The organism is Actinomadura sp. CNU-125 (assembly GCF_001942465.1).
Classification (GTDB): domain Bacteria; phylum Actinomycetota; class Actinomycetes; order Streptosporangiales; family Streptosporangiaceae; genus Spirillospora.
Map to the genome: position 1 here is coordinate 1 of NZ_MKJY01000439.1, position 2,690 is coordinate 2,690.

3 protein-coding genes are annotated in these 2,690 nt (G+C 75.5%); 1 reads left to right on the forward strand and 2 read right to left on the reverse strand.

Translation table 11 applies throughout. From position 1 onward, the window contains the following. Position 1: 1 nt before the first annotated feature. Positions 2 to 277 (reverse strand): PH domain-containing protein, encoded by a 276-nt coding sequence (locus BJF79_RS63340; RefSeq protein WP_075904230.1) that lies wholly within the window; start codon positions 275 to 277, stop codon positions 2 to 4. Beyond that, positions 274 to 483, reverse strand: a complete 210-nt coding sequence (locus BJF79_RS63345; RefSeq protein WP_262403084.1) for a hypothetical protein — start codon at positions 481 to 483, stop codon at positions 274 to 276. The genes BJF79_RS63340 and BJF79_RS63345 overlap by 4 nt, the downstream gene beginning before the upstream one ends. 90 nt (positions 484 to 573) lie before the next feature. On the opposite strand from BJF79_RS63345, the gene BJF79_RS36375 reads away from it, so the two are divergent. Beyond that, positions 574 to 1,704, forward strand: a complete 1,131-nt coding sequence (locus BJF79_RS36375; RefSeq protein WP_262403085.1) for a Ppx/GppA phosphatase family protein — start codon at positions 574 to 576, stop codon at positions 1,702 to 1,704. Positions 1,705 to 2,690: the final 986 nt, after the last annotated feature.

Here is a 2,690-nt window from a genome sequence, read left to right on the forward strand (position 1 = left end):
CCTACCGCCGCCCGCGCGGCCGCCGCCGACCGTCCGCAAGCCCGGCGCGCAGCCGTCCTACCCGACCCCGGCCGAACTGCCGTAACGCAGCTCGGCGCGGCGGCGGCGACGTCGTCGACCTCGCGCCGAGGTCGAAGCGGCTGAACAGGTGCAGGTCGTCGGACGTCTCGATCTCCAGCAGCCGCGTGTGCAGGAGCAGCCGCCGCCGCTCGTCCACCCGGACGGCCGCGACCTCGTCCCACGGGATCCGCCGCCGCCCCGCGTACCCGGCCGTCACCGGTGACGCGTCCGCGTCGCCGCGACCCGCACCGGGGCGAGCACGTCGCGCAGCGCCAGCGCGGCCAGCCCGAGCGCCGCCGCGCCCGCGAGCAGCAGGAACTGCCGATCGCCGGCGGAGAGGGCGGCCAGTGCCGCGACGGCCAGGGCGGCCGCCCACTTGACCGCGACCTGCGCCGGGGGCACCCGCCATTCCCGTTCCGCCACGATCGCCAGCCTACCGGTAAGGGTGATCCATCCCCGTTCGCACGCGGTCCGGCGCTCCATTGCGGACGGCCGTCCGATATTTTCGGGAGCATGAGACTCGGCGTGCTGGACGTGGGCTCGAACACCGTCCACCTGCTCGTGGTGGACGCGCATCGGGGCGCGCGCCCGATCCCGGCGTTCTCCCACAAGGCGGACCTGCGGCTCGCCGCGCACCTGGAGGACGGCGACCGGCTGTCCAAGCAGGGCGAGAAGCTGCTGCGCGAGTTCGTCGACGAGGCCCTCCAGATCGCCGAGGACAAGGGCGTCGAGGACCTCGTCGCGTTCGCCACCTCCGCGGTCCGCGACGCCGCCAACGGCGAGGAGGTCCTCGCCCGCATCCGGGACGAGAAGCAGGTGGGCATCGAGGCGCTGTCGGGCGCGGACGAGGCGCGCCTGACCTTCCTCGCGGTCCGCCGCTGGTTCGGCTGGTCGTCCGGACGGCTCCTGGTCGTCGACATCGGCGGCGGCTCCCTGGAGATCGCCGTCGGCATCGACGAGGAACCCGACGCCGCGTTCTCGCTGCCGCTCGGCGCGGGCCGCCTCACCCGCGACTGGCTGACCGGCGACCCGCCGCCCGCCGACGAGGTCCGCAAGCTGCGCCGGCACGTCCGCGCGGAGATCGCCCGGCACATCGGCGACGTCACCCGCTACGGGCCGCCCGACCACGCGGTCGCGACGTCCAAGACGTTCAAGCAGCTCGCCCGCATCGGCGGCGCCGCGCCGACCTCCGAAGGACCGTTCCAGCGGCGGGTGCTCAGCGGCGCCGAGCTCACCGAGTGGGCCGACAAGCTGGCGAAGATGCCCGCGGACGAGCGCGCCGGCCTGCCCGGCGTGTCCGAGCGGCGCGCCGAGCAGCTCGCCGGGCGCGATCGTCGCCGACGCCGCCATGGACCTGTTCGGCCTCACCGAACTCGAAGTGTGCCCGTGGGCGCTGCGCGAGGGCGTCATCCTGGAACGGCTCGACGCCCTCACCTCCTGAGGGGAACCGCCGGGTCAGGACCAGTCGGGCATGGTGATCGTCCCCGCGTCGCCCTCGGGGGTGATCGAGCGGTCGTCGTCGCCGTTCGTCCGGGCCGCCCGGACGTCCTCGCCGTCGCACACGTAGGAGATCCACCGCCCGTCGGGCGACCAGGTGGGATGCGTCGCGTCGCCCGACACCTCCAGCTCGCGGCGGTTCGGTGAACCCTGCGCGCTGATGAGCCAGATGTCGCGTTCCTCCGCGCCGTCCTTGAGGCCCGGCTCCAGCGCCGTGTACGCGATCGTGGCGCCGTCCGGCGACCAGGAGGGCGCGCGGGCGTCGACGCCCTCGGGCGTCACGGCCCGCCACCGCTTCGGCTGCCGCGGGTCGACGACGTTGATGCGCGGCGGACCCTTCTCCTCCCGGTAGGAGAACGCCAGCAGCCCCTTCGCCGACCACGCCGGTTCGTGGAACCGGGCGTCGCCTTCCTGCACCGTCGCGACCGGCTCGATCTCGCCGGTCGCGACCGCGACGGTGAAGATCCCCTCGCGGCCGTCCCGCTCGCCGACGTAGGACACCCCGGTGCCGTCCGTGGTCCAAGCCGCCGCGGCGCCCGCCATGTCGACGACCTTCCGCAGGCCGGTGCCGTCGTGGTTCATCACCCACGCCGAGTGCGCCTCGGAGTCGGTGCGGGTGAACACGACCCGGGAGTGGTCGGGGGACCACTGCGGGTTCTGGACGCACCACACCTCGGAGACGAGCTCGCGCGGATCCGCCGAGCCGGGCTCGTACAGGCCGACCGCGTCGGCGCAACCCTCGTCCAGCCCGACCGCCACGAGCAGCGGATCGTCCGGTGGCAGCGACGCCTGCCACTGCCGCACCCCGACCCCCGACAGCGCCGCGACGGCCACGGCCGCCGCGACCAGCGCGAGCGTCCGCCCGCGCCGCCGCGGCGCCTCCTCGGGGAACGGCGGCGCCACCGGCGGCGGCACGTATTCGACCGGGGCGAGCGGCGGCAGCTCGGGCAGTCCGGTGCGCGCCGGTCTCCGCGGTGCTCCCGCCCCCGGCGGACGGCAGGGTCGGCGGCACGGTCGGGGGGATCGTGTGCGGCGGCACGGTGTGCGGGGGGACGGTGTGCTGCGCGTCCGGGGGCCCGCGTCGACGGGCGCGGCGATCGGACGGGCGTCGAGCCGCGGTGGCGCGTCGCCTC